The organism is Paracoccus sp. S4493 (assembly GCF_000967735.1).
GTDB lineage: Bacteria > Pseudomonadota > Alphaproteobacteria > Rhodobacterales > Rhodobacteraceae > Paracoccus > Paracoccus marcusii.
The window spans coordinates 1-16,069 of the sequence record NZ_JXYF01000150.1 but is presented as its reverse complement, the minus strand read 5'-3'; the positions used below and the strand labels follow the sequence as shown (position 1 = coordinate 16,069).

Below are 16,069 nucleotides of genomic sequence, written 5' to 3'. Positions count from 1 at the left end.
GCGCGACAGCAGGCCCGCCAGGCGGCCCCAACCGTCCTGCGCGGCCTGGACCGACGGCCAGCCGCCGACCAACTGGTCCACCGGGGCCAGGGCGCGGCCCATCACGATGGAGCTGGCGATCATCGCGCCGGGCGTCAGTTCCTGGCGCAGCACCAGCCAGGCCCCCGCTGCCAGCATCGCGCTTTGAAGAAACAGCCGGAAGGTCCGCGAAAAGACGCTGAACCCCGCCGACAGGTCTCCGGCGCGAACCGCATTGTCCTGTGATTCAGACCGGGCCAGGCGCCAGCGGGCGAAGGTCGCGCCGCGCATGCCCAGGGCGCCGATCACCTCGCCCTCGTCGCGATAGAGGTCCGCCATGCGCTGCGCCTGCGCGCCGGCCTGGGCCGAACCCTGCAGCGGCGCGCGGGTCAGGACGCGGTTCAGGATCGTCGTGCCGACCAGGATCCCGCCGCCGACGGTCGCGACGATGCCCAGGACCGGGTGGAACATGAAGACCGCCGCCAGGAACAGCGGTGCCCAGGGCAGGTCGAAGAAAGCCAGCATGACCGGCGACCCGATTAGCCGCTGGACGGAATCCAGGTCGCGCATCCCGCCCGCCGTGGCGGCCGATTCGTCGCCGCGCAATGCGCCCTCGCGCAGGGCGGCGTCGAAGACGCGACCCTCCATCCGGTCCTGGAACCGCGCGGCGATCCGCTGCATCACGCGGTTGCGGATGATGTCGATGGCACCCATCAGCGCGAAGAGGAAGATCACCAGCACGAACAGCGCGGTCAGCGTCTCGACGCTGCGCGAGGCCAGCACGCGGTCATAGACCTGCAGCATGAACAGCGGCCCGGTCAGCATTAGCAGGTTCACGACAGCCGAGAAGACCCCCACCGACAGGAACAGCGGCCACCCCGTGGCGCGCGCCTGGCGCAGTTCCCGGGCCCCGTCCGTCAGGTTCGCAGCCTTGGCCATACGTCTTGCCCCGAAAATGCCGCGCCGATGGCGGGGCTTGCCTCGTTACCGCGGCGACCATATCACCACGCAGGGCTTATGCCAGCCTGCCGCGACCCTCGCATCGAAAGGTTAAGGATTCCCTTGCGCCCCAACAGCCCCCCCGTCATGGCCCTGCTGCTGACGGCGCTTGTCGCCGCCGGATGCGCGCAGGCGCCCGTCCAGAAGGACGGCATCACCATCAGCGACCCGTTCGAGGCGCAGAACCGCCGCGTGCATGCCTTCAACAAGGGGCTGGATGCGCGGGTGATCGGCCCCGTCGCGAACCGGCTGAAGGGCAGCGACGACGACGCGCCGCGCGATCCCGACGCGCCGATCGGGCTGTTGCAGATGGTCATCAATGCCGGGCGCAACCTCTCCTTGCCGGTCAAGGTCGTGAACGGGGTGCTGCAGGGCAAGCCCCGCGATGCGGGCGCGAACCTGACCCGGTTTGCGGTCAATTCGACGGTCGGGCTGGGCGGCGTCTTCGATCCGGCCGCCGACAGTTTCGGCGTGACGGAACGTGACACCGATTTCGGCCAGACGCTGGCGGTCTGGGGCGTCCCCGAGGGCGCCTATCTGGAACTGCCCGTGCTGGGCCCGTCGACGCAGCGCGATGCGGTGGGGCAGGTCGTCGATCTGCTGATCGATCCGCTGTACCACGTCTTTGACGGTCGGGATGCCGCGACGGTATTCGCCCTGCGGGTCGCGTCAAAAGCCGGTGATCGGGCGCGCTTTGGGGATACGGTGGATGGCATTCTGCAGGGCAGTGCGGATAGCTATGCGCAGACGCGGCTGATCTGGCTGATGAACCGCCGCTTTGACCTGGGAGAGACCGGTGACGATTACGACCCCTATGACGATGCGGATGTCATCGACCCCTATTCGGACTGACCGCCGGGGGCTGCTGGGCCTGATCGGATGCGCGTCGCTGACGGCGGTGCTGCCCTGGCGTCCCGCCCATGCGCTGGACACGGATGGGGCGCACGCGCTGATCGACCGGTCGCTGGCCGAGGTCTATCAGGTCATCAATTCGGGCCAGCCCGCCCCCCAGATGTATCAGCAGTTCGAGGCGATCTTTGCCCGCTATGCGGATGTGGATGTCATCGCGCGTTCGGCGCTTGGTCCGGCTGCGCGCCAGACCGATCCGGCGACCTTTGCAGAATACCGGCAAGCGTTCCAGGGCTATATCGGCCGCAAGTACGGCGCCCGGTTCCGAGAGTTCATCGGATCGCGGATCGAGGTGACGGGGTCGCGGCAGCTGAAAAGCTTTTATGCGGTGACGTCGGTGGCGTACCTGAACGGGCGCGCGCCGCTGGAGGTCGAATGGCATGTCTCGGACCGCTCGGGGCAGGATCTCTATTTCAACATCATCATCGAGGGCGTGAACATGCTGGCCAGCGAACGGGCCGAGATCGGCGCCATGCTGGCCCGTCGGCAGGGTGATGTCGCGGCGCTGGCCGCCGATCTGCGCCAGGCGGGCTGACCGCACCGGCCCACAAAAAAGCCGCCCGGTCGCAAAACCGGGCGGCTTTTTCATGTCCGGGGGTCAGTTTCCGCCCAGGATGCCGTTCAGGGCGCGGGACAGGGCGTCGTCCGAATCGGCGCCCACGCTGCTGCCCGGCGTGACGGGGGCCCCGCCCTGGACCTCTCCGGGGGCGGTGATCACGCGGCCGCTGTTCTGCGCCTCGATCCCGTTCATCACCCCGGCCAGCGCCGCGGCCAGCGGATCGTCGGCCGATCCGCTGGTCACCACCTGCGGGGTCGTGCCGCCGCTGGACATGATGATCCCGCTGCCGTCGGGCGACACGGTCGACAGGGGCAGCTCCGGCAGGCCGTCATGGATCTCCAGCATCACCGCCTGCCAGATCTCGGCCGGCAGACCGCCGCCGGTGACCCCGGTCAGGGGCGTGTTGTCATCGTTGCCCATCCAGACGCCGGTCACGTACTGTTCGGTGAAGCCCACGAACCACGCGTCGCGATAGCTGCTGGTCGTGCCGGTCTTGCCCGCCACGGGACGGTCGCCCAGCTGTGCGCGCCCGCCGGTGCCGTTCGAAATCACCTGCTGCATCATGTAGATCAGCTGGCCCGCCGCGCGCTGGCTGATGACGCGTTCGCCAAAGCCGCCGCTCTGGCCCATCAGCGGGCGGTCGTCGCCCTGCATTGCGACCTCGACCACGCCATAGGGCGCGACCGACGTGCCGCCGTTCCGGATGCCGGCATAGGCGCCCGTCAGCTCCATCAGCGTCGCCTCGGACGCGCCCAGGCCCAGGGACGGGCTGGTGGTCAGGTTGCTGACGATGCCGAAATCGCGCGCCACGCGGATCACCTGGTCGCGTCCGACGACCTCCTGCAGGCGGATGGTCGAGGTGTTTAGCGATTGCGCCAGGGACTGGGTCAGCGTGACCATGCCGCGATAGTTGCGGGTATAGTTCTGGGGCGACCAGTTGCGCCCGCCGGGAATGCGGATGGTCAGGGGGCCGTCCTCGATCCGGTCGCTTGGCGAATACCCGGCCTCCAGCGCGGCGGCATAGACGAAGGGCTTGAAGCTGGACCCGGTCTGGCGCTTGGCCTGGGTCGCGCGGTTGAAGACGCCGTTCACCCGCGTGTCGCGCCCGCCGATGATCGCACGCACCGCGCCGTCGGCGGACATCACCACGACCGCGGCCTCGGCGGTCGAGCCGTCCTTGACCTTCTCGTCGAACACCTTCTGCAGGGCGCGTTCGGCTGCCCGCTGGATGCGCTGGTCAAGCGTGGTCGTGATGGTCACGTCCTCGGTCGTCTCGCTGGTCAGGAAGCCGGGGCCGGATTCCATCAGCCAATCCGCAAAGTAACCGCCCGCCCGGGCCGATGCCGCCTGCGACAGGGTCGCGGGGTTGGCGCGGGCCTGGGCCAGCTGCTGGTCGTCCAGATAGCCTTCCTGGTGCATCAGTCCCATGACGACGCTGGCGCGGGCCTGGGCGCGTTCCAGGCTGGCGGTCGGGGCATAGCGGCTGGGTGCGGGCAGCAGGCCCGCCAGCATTGCGGCCTCGGACACGTTCAAATCGGCCGCGGGCTTGTTAAAATAGACCTGGCTCGCGGCCTCGAACCCACGGGCGCCGCCGCCCAGATAGGAGCGGTTCATGTAGATCGAGAGGATCTCCTCCTTGCTGTACTTCGCCTCCATGGCGAAGGCATAGGGGATCTCCTTGATCTTGCGCCAGATGCCGCCCGACCGGCATTCGGCCTCGAACTCGGCCTCGTTGGCAAAGCGGGTGGGATCGAACGTGTCGCCCAGGCACAGCAGCTTGGCGACCTGCTGGGTGATGGTGGAACCGCCGTTCCCCTCCAGCGGGCCGCGGCCCTCGGCCATGTTGATGCGGATGGCGCTGGCGATGCCGCGCGGGCTGACGCCGAAATGGCGGAAGAACCGGCGGTCCTCGGACGACAGCACGGCCTGCTGCAGCACCTCGGGGATCTGGTCGCTGGTGACGGCGCCGTATGTCTCTCCGCGCCAAGCGAAGACGCGGCCGTCGCGGTCCAGCATGGTGACGCTGCCGCGGGCGCGACCGTCGAACAGGTCCTGCGCCTCGGGAAGACTGACATAGAAATAGGCGCTGGCGGCGCCGATGATCAGCGCGACCGTCACGGCCAGGCGCCAGATCGACCCCCAGACGATGCGCCAGGCCAGCGTCACCAGACCGGCGATCCATCCCAGGATGCCGCCGCGCCGCGGCTTTCCGTGCCGCTTGACCTTGCGGGGCGTGGCCTTGGCCGGCGCGGGTTGGCTGCGCTTGTCGGCAACAGGGCTTTTGCCCGAACGGGGCGGGGTACCGGTAGGTCGTTTCATGCGTCGGGTGCCTGCGTGACTGCGTGGCCGGTTGGTCCGGCGGAATTGGCATCCAGCTTACAGCAAGTTTGCGTCGGGGGGAATTGGGCTGACCGAAGCGTGATTTTCCACGCCTGCCGGTCATGCGAAAGGCCCGGCCGCAGGGGCCGGGCCTTTGCCGTGGGGCGGGTGCCCGATCAGTTGTAGGCGTTCTCGCCGTGGGTGGTCACGTCCAGGCCCTGGCGTTCGTCGCTGTCGCTGACGCGCAGGCCGATCAGCGCCTTGACGATATGGATCGCGATGAAGGACACGACCGCCGACCAGACGATGGCGATGATCACGCCCAAGGTCTGGTTCCAGACCTGCGCGCCCATCGCGTATTCGCCCACCGCGCCGGTGGAATAGTCGAACACGCCGCCGCCGCCCAGGGACGGGGCCGCGAAGACGCCCGTCAGGATCGCGCCGACGATGCCGCCGACGCCGTGGATGCCGAACACGTCCAGGCTGTCGTCGATGCCCATGCGGGGCTTGACGGAGATAACGAACCACATGCAGACCAGGCCGGCGATCAGGCCGATCGCGATGGCGCCCATGGGTCCGACGAAGCCCGCGGCCGGCGTCACGCCGACCAGGCCCGCGATGGCGCCCGAGATGCCGCCCAGCAGGCTGGGATGGCCGCGCATCATCCATTCGCCGAACGACCAGGCCAGCACGGCGGCGGCGGTGGCGACGGCGGTGTTGATCATCGCCAGCGCGGTCAGGCCGTTGGCCTCGAGGTTGGAGCCCGCGTTGAAGCCGAACCAGCCGACCCACAGGATGCAGCCGCCGACCAGCGTGAAGGTCAGGTTATGGGGCGCCAGCAGCTCCTTGCGATAGCCCAGGCGGGGTCCTGCGACCATGGCCGCGACCAGCGCCGCGACGCCTGCGTTGATGTGGATCACCGTGCCGCCGGCAAAGTCCAGCGCGCCGTGCCCGAACAGCAGGCCCGAGGGCGCGTCATAGGCCGACGGGCCGCCCCACCACCAGACCATGTGGGCCATCGGGATGTAGGAGAAGCAGAACCAGATCACCACGAACAGGATCACCGCCGAGAACTTCAGCCGTTCGGCCGTGGCACCCACGATCAGCGCCGAGGCGATGCAGGCGAAGGCCATCTGGAAGATCACGAAGGCCAGTTCCGGGACGTACACGCCGGTCGAGAAGGTCTCGGCCAGGGCATCGGTGCCCACGCCCGCCAGGAACGCCTTGGACAGTCCGCCGATATAGGGGGTGAAGAAGGTCGCGTCCTCGGCGCTGCCGGCACCGGTGAAGGCCAGCGAATAGCCGAAAGCGACCCACAGGATCGCGATGATGGAAAAGATGGTCAGCACCTGCATCAGCACCGACAGCATGTTCTTGGCGCGCACCAGGCCGCCATAGAACAGCGCCAGGCCCGGCAGGGTCATGAAGATGACCAGGACGGCCGACATCATCAGCCAGGCGGCATCGCCCTTGTCGACGATGGGGGCCGCCGCCTCGACGACCGGGGCCGCGGCGTCCTGCGCGAAGGCTGGGACGGCGGACAGGGCCGCCGCCAAAAGACCATATGCGGAAAGCTTTCTCATACTTCTCTCATCCTTAACATCACCCCACGGGCCGCAGCTGCGGCGAACTTCGCCCCTTGGATTGGCAGAATGCAGCCGCTTGCACAGGCCGCAGGCACTGATTCAGGGCGTCCAGACCGGTCATGCCGGGAAAATGGGCTGTAATGCGGGGCGATGCCCGAATTTCAGGCGCGCCGCGTGCGGCCGCGGCAGCCCCGAAAGGGCCACCGAAAACGCAGGGTGGGAGAGGACGAAAAGGGGGTCGGTCAGGCCACGCGGCTGACGACGAAATCCGCGAGGTCGGCCAGCATGTCGCGAATCGGATGCGCGGGCAGCACCTGCAGCGCCGCGCGGGCCCGTGCGGCATGGGCCAGCGCATCGGCGCGCGCGGCCTCCATCGCACCGTGACGGGCCAGCAGCGACAGCGCGTGCTCCAGGTCGCCGTCGCGCTGGTCGCCCGCCTCGATGGTGCGGGTCCAGAAGGCGCGTTCCTCGGCGTCGGCCTTGGCGATGGCCTTGATGACCGGCAGGGTCAGCTTGCGTTCGCGGAAATCGTCGCCCACGTTCTTGCCGATTGTCTCGGTCGCGCCGCCGTAATCCAGCAGGTCGTCGACAATCTGGAAGCTGATGCCCAGGGCGTCGCCGTAATCGAACAGCGCCTGCACCTGATCGTCGGGCGCACCGGCGATGACGCCGCCCACCTCGGTCGCGGCGGAAAACAGCGCCGCCGTCTTGCCGCGCACCACCTGCAGATAGACGGATTCGTCGGTCGCCAGGTCCTGCGCCGCGGTCAGCTGCAGCACCTCGCCCTCGGCGATGGTGGCGCTGGCATTGGCCAGGATCTCCAGCGTTCGCAGGTTGCCGGGTTCGACCATCAGCTGAAAGCTGCGCGCGAACAGGTAATCTCCGACCAGCACGCTGGACTTGTTGTCCCACAGCAGGTTCGCCGTCGGGCGCCCGCGCCGCTGCGCGCTTTCGTCGACCACGTCGTCATGCAGCAGCGTGGCGGTATGGATGAATTCGACCGTGGCGGCCAGGTGGACATGCCATGGGCCGGGATAGCCCAGCAGCTTGGCCGCGGCCAGCGTCAGCATCGGGCGCAGGCGCTTGCCGCCGGCCTCGATCAGATGCGCCGTCACCTCGGGGATGCGGGGGGCATGGCGGCTGGCCATGCGGTCGCGGATCAGCGCGTTGACCGCCTCCATCTCGGCGGTCAGGGCCTCGCTCAGCCGATCCAGCGGTTTGCGGACGTTGTCCTGCACAGTCATGCCATACCCCGTGTCTGCGACCGTGCATTGCCACGGCATCGACAAATGCGCAACCGCCGCTTAACGTCGCGCCCATGAAAGAGCTTTTCCGCAGCAACGATCCGGTCCGCATGTCCGCCGCCACCAGCCTGCTGGAATCCGAAGGGATCGCCACCTTTCCGATGGATCAGCACATGAGCGTGCTGGAGGGATCAATCGGCGTGCTGCCCGCGCGGCTGATGGTCGCGGACCGCGACGAATTCATGGCCCGCGCCATCCTGCGCGACAACGGGCTGGATGACTGACACCCGCATCGACGGATTCCTGGACGGGCGGCTGCGCATCAGTCAGCCCGCGCGCGGCTATCGCGCGGGGGCGGATGCGGTGATGCTGGCCGCGGCCTGTCCCGCGCGGCCGGGGCAGGCGGTGCTGGAACTGGGCTGTGGGGCGGGGGTGGCCAGCCTGTGCCTGGGCTGGCGGGTGCCGGACCTTGCGATCACCGGGCTGGAGCAGCAGCAGACCTATGCGGACCTGGCCCGCGGCAATGCCGCCGCGAACGGCATCGCGCTGACGGTCCTGACCGGCGATCTGACCGACCCGCCGCGGGATCTGCGCGACGCCTCCTTTGACCATGTGATGATGAACCCGCCCTATTTCCTGGGCGGCACGGCCGCGCCCGACGCGGGCCGCGCCCTGGCCAGAAGCGAGGAGACGCCGCTGGCGCAGTGGATCGACGCGGGCCTCAGGCGGTTGCGCCCCGGCGGCTGGCTGACGGTGATCCAGCGGGCCGACCGCCTGGACGGGGTGATGGCCGCGCTTGGCGCGCGTGCCGGGGCGGTGACGATCCTGCCCATCGCCGCGCGGGCGGGCAGCCCGGCGGGGCGCGTTTTGGTCGCGGCGCGGAAGGGCGCGCGCGGTCCGCTGCGCCTGCTGGCACCCCTGATCACCCATGCCGCCCCCCGCCACGACCGCGATGCCGAGGATCTGACCCCCGTGGCTGCCCAGGTTCTGCGCGATGGTGCGCCGATCGCGATGGGAATTGCGAAAGCCGCGTGACAGAATCAACAAGCTGTGGTGCACTGGACTGGTTCGAGACAACTATAGAGGAGTACGCGATGACGGTTGCTTCCCATGTCGAGGAGCTTCGCAAGAAGCATCAGAACCTTTCGGTTGCCGTGGAGAGGGCCCAGAGGAGCCCCAGTGCCCGCGACCACGAAATCACCGCGATGAAGCGCGAAAAACTGCGTCTCAAGGAGCAGATCAACAGACTGGGTCACTGACCCGTCGCCGACCCGACACCAGACGGAAAAAGGCCCGCGCAGATCGCGCGGGCCTTGCCGTTTCAGCAGTGCGGTCCGATGTCAGACGAAGAATTGGCCGCCATTCGCGCTGATCGTGGACCCGGTGATGAAGCCCGCATCGTCCGCGGCCAGGAACACCACGGCGCGGGCGATCTCCTCGGGTTCGCCAAGGCGGCCGACGGGGATCTGCGGGATGATGCGTTCGTTCAGCACCTTTTCGTCGATGGCGCGCACCATCTCGGTGCCGATGTAACCCGGGCAGATGGCGTTGACGGTGATGCCCGCGCGCGCGCCCTCTTGGGCCAGCGCCTTGGTGAAGCCCAGGTCACCCGCCTTGGCTGCGGAATAGTTCGCCTGGCCCGCCTGACCCTTCTGCCCGTTGATCGAACTGATGTTGATCACGCGGCCGAACTTGGCGTTGCGCATGCCGTTCCAGACGCCGTGGGTCATGTTGAAGACGCCGGTCAGGTTGGTGTCGATGACCTCTTTCCACTGCTGGGGGGTCATCTTGTGGAACATCGCGTCGCGGGTGATGCCGGCGTTGTTGACCAGCACGGCGATGGGGCCCAGTTCGGCCTCGACCTGCTTGATGCCTTCGGCGCAGGCGTCGTAATCGGCGACCGACCATTTGTAGGTCTTGATGCCGGTCTCCTCGGTGAAGGCGCGCGCGGCGTCGTCGTTGCCGGCGTAATTGGCCGCGACCGTATAGCCCGCATCCTTCAGCGCCTTCGAGATGGCGGCGCCGATGCCCCGCGATCCTCCGGTGACCAGTGCGACTTTCGACATGTTTCCCCCTCCTTCTTTAGGTTCTTGAAATATTGCTAATCAATGAAGTTTCGGCGCGCAAGATCATTGCGCGCCAAATTGGCTTAGCGTTCCAGGCACATGGCGACGCCCATGCCCCCGCCGATGCACAGCGTGGCCAGGCCCTTTTTCGCGTCGCGGCGGCGCATCTCGAACAGCAGCGTGTTCAGGACGCGCGCGCCCGAGGCGCCGATCGGGTGACCGATGGCGATGGCGCCGCCGTTGACGTTCACGATGGACGGATCCCATCCCATGTCCTTGTTCACCGCACAGGCCTGGGCGGCAAAGGCCTCGTTCGCCTCGACCAGGTCCAGATCGCCGACCGACCAGCCGGCCTTCTCCAGCGCGCGGCGGCTGGCTGGGATCGGGCCGGTGCCCATGATCGCCGGGTCCAGGCCCGCGGTGGCATAGCTTGCGATGCGCGCCAAGGGCGTCAGGCCGCGGCGCGCGGCCTCGTCCTCGGTCATCACCATGACCGCGGCCGCGCCGTCGTTCAGACCGGATGCATTGGCCGCGGTGACCGATCCGTCCTTGGTAAAGGCGGGGCGCAGCTTCTGCATCGCCTCGATCGTGGCGCCGTGGCGGATGTATTCGTCCTTGTCGACGACCGTCTCGCCCTTGCGGGTCTTGACGGTATAGCCGACGATCTCGTCGTCAAAGCGGCCTTCCTTCTGGGCGGCCTCGGCCTTGTTCTGAGAGGCCAGCGCGAATTCGTCCTGCTGGTCGCGGCTGATCTGCCACTTGGCGGCGACGTTCTCGGCCGTCTGACCCATGTGATAGTTGTTGAACGCGTCCCATAGCCCGTCGCGGATCATCGTGTCGATGAACTGCATGTCGCCCATCTTATGACCGGCGCGCAGATAGGCGGCATGCGCCGACAGGGACATGCTTTCCTGACCCCCGGCCAGCACCACGCGGGCGTCGCCCAAGATCACCTGCTGCGCGGCCAGCGCGACGGCGCGCAGGCCCGATCCGCAGACCTGGTTGATGCCCCAGGCCGAGGATTCCTGCGGCAGGCCGGCCTTGATATGCGCCTGGCGGGCGGGGTTCTGGCCCTGCGCGGCAGTCAGCACCTGGCCCAGGATCGTCTCGTCGACCTCGGCCGCGTCGATGCCGGCGCGGGCGACAACCTCGGCCAGGACGGCTGCGCCCAGGTCGTGGGCGGGGACATTTGCAAAGGCCCCCAGGAAACTTCCGACCGGGGTGCGGGCGGCGGAAACGATTACGGCTTTGGTCACGGCAGACTCCTTCGCATCAGTGCCGGACGAACCGGCCTGGGGTCAGGATGCTGTTTCGGGACGCTACGTCAAGTCGAAGCCTTGGGACTTTCGGATGATGGCCCCCGCCCGGATGGGCGGAAGTCGCCGTCAGCGGCTGGCCAGGGACGGGGGTTTCTTCCAGGGCGGGGCGATGGTCGGGGCCCCGAAATAGTAGCCCTGCAGGCAATCGATGCCGATATCGATCAGGAAGGCGGCCTCGTCCGCCGTCTCGACCGATTCCGCCACGGTGAACATGTCAAAATGATGCGCGATGGATTGCAGCGCGCGCGTCAGGACCTGATTGTCGGGCTTGGTCGCGATCTCGCGGATGAACTGGCCGTCGATCTTGATCATGTCGAAGCAGAAGTCGCGCAAATAGCGGAACGAGGTATAGCCCGCCCCGAAATCGTCCAGCGCCAGGCTGATGCCGTATCCCTGCACCTCGGCCATGAAGGTCTGGACCTCCTCGGGCATGCCCATGGCGCTGCTTTCGGTGATCTCCAGGATCAGGCGTTCGCCCAGGGTGGTGTCGTCGGACACCCCGCGGCGCAGGGTGTTGATCCATTCGGGATACAGGATCGAGCGTGCCGACATGTTGATCGACAGGCGCAGGCCCGGATCCTCGGCCAGGGTCTGCAGGCCCAGGGACAGCGACAGGCAGTCGATCTTGCGGCCAAGCTCGGTCACCTCGGCCTGGGGCATGAAATCGCGCAGGGGCACCAGGCGGCCGCTGTCGTCGATGATGCGGATCAGCCCTTCGTAAAAGGCGGGGGTCTTGGTGCGTTGCGCCTGGACGATGGGCTGGAAGGCCAGCGTCGCGCTGCCCTTTTCCACCGCCGACGTGACGGCCGCCAGGGTGATGCGGTCCTGATGGCGGATCGCGTCCTCTAGGGGCGAGCTGTTGTCCATAGTTCTGTCGCTCACGGGCGGCCTCTTACCGAGTCGGGTCTGCTTGCAGTCTGCCCATATTGGCTTAACCTTCCGTGAATCGTGATCTCTTTCTCAGGTTTGGGTTAACAGATGATGGACCGTTGCGGATGGTGCGGCGATCTGCCGGTCTATGTCGCCTATCACGACACCGAATGGGGCGTGCCCGAACACGACCCGCGCGCGCTGTGGGAAAAGCTGGTGCTGGACGGGTTCCAGGCGGGCCTGTCCTGGATCACCATCCTGAAGAAGCGCGATGCCTTTCGCGCCGAATTCGACGGGTTCGACCCCGAACGCGTGGCGGCGTGGGACGCGGCGCGGATCGATCGTGCGCTGACGAACCCCGGCATCATCCGCCACCGCGGCAAGATCGAGGCCACCGTGCGCGGCGCCCGCGCCTTTCTGGACATCGAGGCGTCCGAAGGGTTCGCCCCCTGGCTGTGGTCCTTTGTCGGCGGCGCGCCGATCCAGAACGACTGGCCGGACCTGGGACACGTCCCCACCGACACGCCAGAATCGCACGCGATGTCCAAGGCATTGAAGGCGCGCGGTTTCGGGTTCTGCGGTCCGGTGATCACCTATGCCTTCATGCAGGCCACGGGCATGGTGAACGACCATGTCGTGACCTGCCACAGGCATGGTCCCGTCAGGGCGCTGTCAGCTGGGTGACCAGCGTCTTGGCGGCGTCCGAATCCCATTCGGCGTCGCCCAGATAGCGGGCGACCTCGCGGCCCTCGCGGTCGATCAGCACCGTCACGGGCAGGCCCACGACGCCCATCTCGCGCGCGACCTGCTGGCGCGGGTCCAAAAGGACCGGCAGGTTCTCGACGCCGACCTCGGCATAGAAATCGTCGATGCGCTCGACCGCGTTGCGTCCGGTGGCGATCGTCACCACCTCGAAGTCGTCGCCGCCCAGTTCGGCCTGCAGGCGGTCCAGGGCGGGCATCTCCTCGCGGCAGGGCGCGCACCAGGTGGCCCAGAAGTTCAGCAGCACGACCTTGCCCTGCCAGTCGGCCAGGGTGTGGGTGCCGCCGTCGCGGTCGGTGAACTCGGCGGCCGCCACGGGGGCGGGGTCTTCGGCCACGACCAGCTTGTCCAGCCCCCCGTCGCGCGCCGCCTGCCAGTCGGGGCCTGCGGCGAAGGCGGTGTTTGCACCGAAAACAAGGGCCGTATAAAGCAGGGCGGAACGCAGCATGTGACCTCCGAAGGACGTACTTGATGACCGACCGGCCCCAGACCACCGCCAACAGCATGTGGGGCGGGCGCTTTGCCGCCGGTCCCGACGCGATCATGGAGGCGATCAACGCCTCGATCGGGTTCGACCGGCGGCTCTACGCCCAGGATATCCGGGGCAGCCGGGCCCATGCGGCGATGCTGGCCGCCACGGGCATCATCAGCGATAGCGATGCCGAGGCGATCGGGAAAGGCCTGCTCACCGTCTTGTCAGAAATCGAGGCCGGCCAGTTCGCCTTCCGCACCGACCTGGAGGACATCCACATGAACGTGGAGGCCCGCCTGAAGGAGGTCATCGGCGAACCCGCAGGCCGCCTGCACACGGGCCGGTCCAGGAATGACCAGGTGGCGACCGATTTCCGGCTGTGGGTGCGCGACCAGTGCGACGCGGCCATCGACGGGCTGACCGCGCTGATCCGCGCGGCTTTGTCGCAGGCCGAAGGCGGCGCCGATTGGGTCATGCCGGGCTTCACCCATCTGCAGACCGCGCAGCCGGTGACCTGGGGCCACCACATGATGGCCTATGTCGAGATGTTCGGCCGCGACCTGTCGCGGTTCCAGGACGCCCGCAAGCGCATGAACGAATCGCCCCTGGGGGCCGCGGCGCTGGCGGGGACCGGCTATCCCATCGACCGCGACATGACCGCCGCGGCGCTGGATTTCGACGGTCCCATGGCCAACAGCCTGGACGCGGTTAGCGACCGGGATTTCGCGCTGGAATTCCTGGCGGCCAGCAGCATCTGCGCCGTTCACATGTCGCGCCTGGCCGAGGAGCTGGTGATCTGGTCGTCGGCCCAGTTCCGGTTCGTGTCGATGTCGGACAAGTGGTCGACCGGGTCGTCGATCATGCCGCAGAAACGCAACCCCGACGCGGCCGAGCTGATCCGCGCCAAGATCGGCCGCATCCTGGGGGCGACCGTCGCGCTGTTCACGGTGATGAAGGGCCTGCCCTTGGCCTATTCCAAGGACATGCAGGAGGACAAGGAGCAGGTCTTTGACGCCGCCGACACGCTGATGCTGGCGCTGGCTGCGATGACCGGCATGCTGTCGGACCTGACCGCGAACCGCGACCGGCTGGAGGCCGCGGCGGGGGCCGGGTTCTCGACCGCGACGGATCTGGCCGACTGGCTGGTACGCGAACTGGGCCTGCCGTTCCGCGACGCCCATCACGTCACCGGATCGCTGGTGGCCCTGGCTGAACAGGGGGGCGTCGATCTGCCCGATCTGTCGCTGGCGCAGATGCAATCGGTGCATGGTCAGATCACCGACGATGTGTTCAATGTGCTGGGCGTGCACAATTCCGTCGCCTCGCGCCAAAGCTATGGCGGCACGGCGCCTGCGCAGGTGCGCGCGCAGATCGCCCGCTGGAAGGAGAAACTGGCATGAGAAACACGGTCATCATCGTCGTCGTCCTGGTCGTGGTCGTGGCCGTCCTGGCCAGCTGCGGCGTCGACGGCGCCCCGCAGCGCCCGGTCGAGAAGCCCCTGCAGCAGCAGATGGGCGTCACCGTCAGCGGCGATGCCCGGTTCGGCGTGTCGGCCGAGCTGTAGATGGACCACTTCCTCTACAGGAACGGCGAGCTCTACGCCGAGGACGTGCCCCTGTCCTGCATCGCGCAGCAGGTCGGCACGCCCGTCTATGTCTATTCCGCGGCCACGCTGACGCGGCATTTCGGCCTGTTCCGGCAGGCGCTGGACTGGACCGACCACCTGGTCTGCTTTGCAGTCAAGTCGAACAGCAACTTGGCGGTGCTGAAGCTGATGGGCGATCTGGGTGCGGGCATGGATGTCGTCTCGGGCGGGGAATACGCCCGCGCCAAGGCCGCCGGCGTGCCGGGCGAGCGGATCGTCTTCTCGGGCGTGGGCAAGACCATCCCCGAGATGCGCATGGCCATCGAAGGCGGCATCCGCCAGTTCAACATCGAGAGCGAGCCCGAGATGCGCGCCCTATCCGCGCTGTGCGTCAGCATGGGCGCCACGGTGCCGGTGGCGATCCGCGTGAACCCCGACGTGGACGCCAAGACGCATGAGAAGATCGCCACGGGCAAATCCGACAACAAGTTCGGCATCCCGATTTCCCGCGCCATGGCCGTCTATGCCGAGGCCGCGTCCCTGCCGGGGCTGCGCGTCGTGGGTGTGGATGTGCATATCGGCAGCCAGCTGACCGATCTGGCGCCCTTTCGCGCCGCCTATCTGAAGGTGGCCGAACTGACCCGTGCGCTGCGCGCCGAGGGGCACGACATCACCCGCCTGGACCTGGGCGGTGGCCTGGGCATCCCCTATCGCCGCGACAACAGCGCGCCGCCTTTGCCCATCGAATACGGGCAGGTGATCCGCGAGACGGTGGGGGATCTGGGCTGTCAGATCGAGATCGAGCCGGGCCGCAACATCGTCGGCAATGCGGGCGTCCTGCTGTCGCGGGTGATCTATGTGAAGAACGGCGAGGATCGCGACTTCCTGATCGTGGACGCGGCGATGAACGACCTGCTGCGCCCGGCCATGTACGGCGCGCATCATGACATCGTCCCGCTGGTCGAGCCCGCCGTCGGCGCGCCGGTCCGGCCCTATGACGTGGTGGGTCCGGTCTGCGAATCGGGCGATACCTTCCAGAAGGGGGCCGATCTGCCCGAACTGGCGGCAGGGGGGCTGGTCGCGTTCCGGTCGGCCGGGGCCTATGGTGCGGTGATGGCGTCGGAATACAATTCCCGCCCGCTGGTCCCCGAGGTGCTGGTGCAGGGCGATCACTTCGCCGTCATCCGGGCACGCCCCACGTTTGAGGAAATGCTGGCACGGGATAGCATCCCGGCATGGCTTTGATCGGGCGACAGCACGACACCGACAGCCCGGGGGCCGTCAGCCCCCGGACCCCCGAGGGTATTTTCACAACGGAGATGGGGCCGGTGGCCCGTGCCCTGCGCCTGACCCGCGCGGGC

General features: G+C 67.7%; 17 protein-coding genes. 9 read left to right on the top strand and 8 right to left on the bottom strand.

Annotated features, from left to right (window positions below; all coding sequences use genetic code 11):
- Positions 1–957, bottom strand: a 957-nt coding sequence (locus TW83_RS15350; protein ID WP_045983008.1) for an ABC transporter transmembrane domain-containing protein, incomplete at its 3' end; no start/stop codon positions are given.
- Between the two features lie 123 nt (positions 958–1,080).
- On the opposite strand from TW83_RS15350, the gene TW83_RS15345 reads away from it, so the two are divergent.
- Positions 1,081–1,869 carry a VacJ family lipoprotein gene (locus TW83_RS15345; protein WP_239441393.1) on the top strand — a complete coding sequence of 263 codons (789 nt, stop codon included), beginning with the start codon at positions 1,081–1,083 and terminating at the stop codon, positions 1,867–1,869.
- A complete protein-coding gene (locus tag TW83_RS15340; protein ID WP_052714931.1) occupies positions 1,844–2,461 on the top strand; it encodes an ABC transporter substrate-binding protein in 618 nt (205 codons plus the stop codon). The genes TW83_RS15345 and TW83_RS15340 overlap by 26 nt, the downstream gene beginning before the upstream one ends.
- Positions 2,462–2,524: 63 nt before the next feature.
- Here the strand turns inward: TW83_RS15340 and TW83_RS15335 are convergent, their stop codons facing one another.
- From TW83_RS15335 to TW83_RS15325, 3 genes are all read right to left on the bottom strand, one after another.
- Positions 2,525–4,804, bottom strand: a complete 2,280-nt coding sequence (locus TW83_RS15335) for a transglycosylase domain-containing protein (protein WP_045983650.1) — start codon at positions 4,802–4,804, stop codon at positions 2,525–2,527.
- 176 nt (positions 4,805–4,980) lie between these two features.
- The gene (locus TW83_RS15330) at positions 4,981–6,387 is read right to left on the bottom strand and encodes an ammonium transporter (protein ID WP_045983649.1); all 1,407 of its coding nucleotides are present in this window, start codon (positions 6,385–6,387) and stop codon (positions 4,981–4,983) included.
- A 245-nt stretch (positions 6,388–6,632) separates the two neighbouring features.
- A complete protein-coding gene (locus TW83_RS15325) occupies positions 6,633–7,634 on the bottom strand; it encodes a polyprenyl synthetase family protein (protein WP_045983648.1) in 1,002 nt (333 codons plus the stop codon).
- A gap of 74 nt (positions 7,635–7,708) precedes the next feature.
- Between TW83_RS15325 and TW83_RS15320 the strand changes: the two genes are divergently transcribed.
- Genes TW83_RS15320 through TW83_RS19590 form a run of 3 tightly spaced genes read left to right on the top strand, consistent with a single transcriptional unit; the run spans position 7,709 to position 8,893 of the window.
- Entirely contained in the window at positions 7,709–7,918 is a 210-nt protein-coding gene (locus TW83_RS15320) for a DUF2007 domain-containing protein (RefSeq protein ID WP_045983647.1), read from the top strand.
- A complete protein-coding gene (locus TW83_RS15315; protein ID WP_045983646.1) occupies positions 7,911–8,669 on the top strand; it encodes a methyltransferase in 759 nt (252 codons plus the stop codon). Before TW83_RS15320 ends, TW83_RS15315 begins: the two co-directional genes overlap by 8 nt.
- A 59-nt stretch (positions 8,670–8,728) precedes the next feature.
- Positions 8,729–8,893 carry a YdcH family protein gene (locus tag TW83_RS19590; protein ID WP_064503545.1) on the top strand — a complete coding sequence of 55 codons (165 nt, stop codon included), beginning with the start codon at positions 8,729–8,731 and terminating at the stop codon, positions 8,891–8,893.
- Between the two features lie 81 nt (positions 8,894–8,974).
- Here TW83_RS19590 and phbB read toward each other — a convergent pair whose 3' ends face one another.
- From phbB to TW83_RS15300, 3 genes are all read right to left on the bottom strand, one after another.
- Positions 8,975–9,700 carry an acetoacetyl-CoA reductase gene (phbB, locus tag TW83_RS15310; protein ID WP_045983645.1) on the bottom strand — a complete coding sequence of 242 codons (726 nt, stop codon included), beginning with the start codon at positions 9,698–9,700 and terminating at the stop codon, positions 8,975–8,977.
- Between the two features lie 83 nt (positions 9,701–9,783).
- Entirely contained in the window at positions 9,784–10,956 is a 1,173-nt protein-coding gene (locus TW83_RS15305; RefSeq protein WP_045983644.1) for an acetyl-CoA C-acetyltransferase, read from the bottom strand.
- A 129-nt stretch (positions 10,957–11,085) separates the two neighbouring features.
- Positions 11,086–11,886, bottom strand: a complete 801-nt coding sequence (locus tag TW83_RS15300; RefSeq protein ID WP_045983643.1) for an EAL domain-containing protein — start codon at positions 11,884–11,886, stop codon at positions 11,086–11,088.
- Between the two features lie 111 nt (positions 11,887–11,997).
- Between TW83_RS15300 and TW83_RS15295 the strand changes: the two genes are divergently transcribed.
- Complete coding sequence (locus tag TW83_RS15295) at positions 11,998–12,573, top strand: DNA-3-methyladenine glycosylase I (RefSeq protein ID WP_045983642.1); 576 nt, start codon at positions 11,998–12,000, stop codon at positions 12,571–12,573.
- Here the strand turns inward: TW83_RS15295 and TW83_RS15290 are convergent.
- Positions 12,551–13,099: a TlpA disulfide reductase family protein gene (locus TW83_RS15290; protein ID WP_045983641.1), complete on the bottom strand. Its 549-nt coding sequence runs from the start codon at positions 13,097–13,099 to the stop codon at positions 12,551–12,553. The two genes, TW83_RS15295 and TW83_RS15290, sit on opposite strands and share 23 nt — an antisense overlap.
- A gap of 23 nt (positions 13,100–13,122) precedes the next feature.
- Between TW83_RS15290 and argH the strand changes: the two genes are divergently transcribed.
- From argH to lysA, 3 genes are read left to right on the top strand one after another with little or no spacing between them, the layout of a single operon-like run.
- Positions 13,123–14,523 carry an argininosuccinate lyase gene (gene argH, locus TW83_RS15285; protein WP_045983640.1) on the top strand — a complete coding sequence of 467 codons (1,401 nt, stop codon included), beginning with the start codon at positions 13,123–13,125 and terminating at the stop codon, positions 14,521–14,523.
- Positions 14,520–14,687 (top strand): hypothetical protein, encoded by a 168-nt coding sequence (locus TW83_RS21875; RefSeq protein ID WP_164871393.1) that lies wholly within the window; start codon positions 14,520–14,522, stop codon positions 14,685–14,687. Before argH ends, TW83_RS21875 begins: the two co-directional genes overlap by 4 nt.
- Positions 14,688–15,953: a diaminopimelate decarboxylase gene (gene lysA, locus TW83_RS15280; RefSeq protein ID WP_045983639.1), complete on the top strand. Its 1,266-nt coding sequence runs from the start codon at positions 14,688–14,690 to the stop codon at positions 15,951–15,953. It begins immediately after the preceding gene.
- Positions 15,954–16,069 lie beyond the last annotated feature (116 nt).